This is a genomic window from Micromonospora sp. NPDC047134 (genome assembly GCF_040643455.1).
Lineage (GTDB): Bacteria > Actinomycetota > Actinomycetes > Mycobacteriales > Micromonosporaceae > Micromonospora.
On the sequence record NZ_JBEYUI010000064.1, the window covers coordinates 1 to 1,298 of the forward strand.

The following is a 1,298-nucleotide window of genomic DNA, read 5'->3' on the forward strand; positions in this document are numbered from 1 at the left end:
CGGCAAAGTCGCGGGGGTGCCCGGCTTGATGTGGTTGGTGTAGACGCGCCCTGGCTGGTGGCAGCAGGGCGGGCATGACCGGTTCAGATGATCATCGAGGTTCCTACGCCTTGTCGATCATTCGAAGTGAGTCATGCCCGCGCTGCCATCATCGCTGATCTCGTCCGTGTCCGACGCACCGGCTGTCACCGTGCCCGAAGCCGCTGCTGGGCTGCCCGCAGCGTTGACAGGTCTGCCGGATCCTCGCGCCCGTCGCGGTGTCCGGCACCGGTTGACCGTGGTGGTGACCGCAGCGGTCTGTGCCGTGGTGGCCGGCTACCGCTCCTACACCGCGATCGCCGAGTGGATCGCTGACGTCCCCGCTGCGACCGTCGTCGCGTTGGGCATCGCCCCGGACCGGCGCCCGTCGGAGGCGATGATCCGTCGGTTGTTGCAAGCCCTGGACCCTGACCTGCTCACCGCGGCCGTCAGCGGATGGCTATCCACCCGAGCCATGGCGACACCGCCATCCCCGCGGCGGGCGATCGCCGTGGACGGCAAAACCCTGCGAGGCTCCCGCACCTGCGACACTGCCGCCCAGCATGTCCTCGCGGCCTGCGACCAGGCCAGCGGTGTGGTCCTGGCCAGCACCGATGTGGACGGCAAGACCAACGAGATCACCCGATTCGCGCCGCTGCTCGACCAGATCAGCGATCTGCGCGACACCGTGATCACCGCCGACGCGTTGCACTGCCAACGCGACCACGTCGCCTACCTCGCCGAACGCGGCGCGCACTGGATCCTGACCGTCAAGGCCAACCAGCCCAGTTTGCACGCCCAACTCGCCGGCCTGCCCTGGCAAGCGGTCCCGGACGCCGCCCGTGACACCGACCGCGGACACGGCCGCCGCGAGATCCGCACCTGCAAGATCCTCACCGTCTCCACCGGTATCGACTTCCCGCACGCCGCCCAGGCCCTGCAGATCCGCCGCCGCAGACGCCGCCTCGACCAGCCGAAACAGTTCACCACCGAGACCGTCTACGCCATCACCGACCTCCGCGTCCACCAGGCCAGGCCAGCACAACTCGCGAGCTGGATCCGCGATCACTGGTCGATCGAAAACAAGATCCACTGGGTACGCGACGTCACCTACGACGAAGACCGCTCCCAAATCCGCACCGGCACCGGACCCCAAGTCATGGCCGCCCTCCGCAACACCGCCATCAGCGCACTCCGCACCGCCGGCGTCACCAACATCGCCGCCGCCAACCGACATCACGCCCGCGACAGCACCCGCCCACTGGCCCTACTCGGCATCA

General features: G+C 68.6%; 1 protein-coding gene. It reads left to right on the forward strand.

Going from position 1 to position 1,298, the window contains the following annotated elements; genetic code table 11:
- Window positions 1–166 precede the first annotated feature (166 nt).
- Window positions 167–1,298, forward strand: a 1,132-nt coding sequence (locus ABZ795_RS28765) for an ISAs1 family transposase (protein WP_357532644.1), incomplete at its 3' end; no start/stop codon positions are given.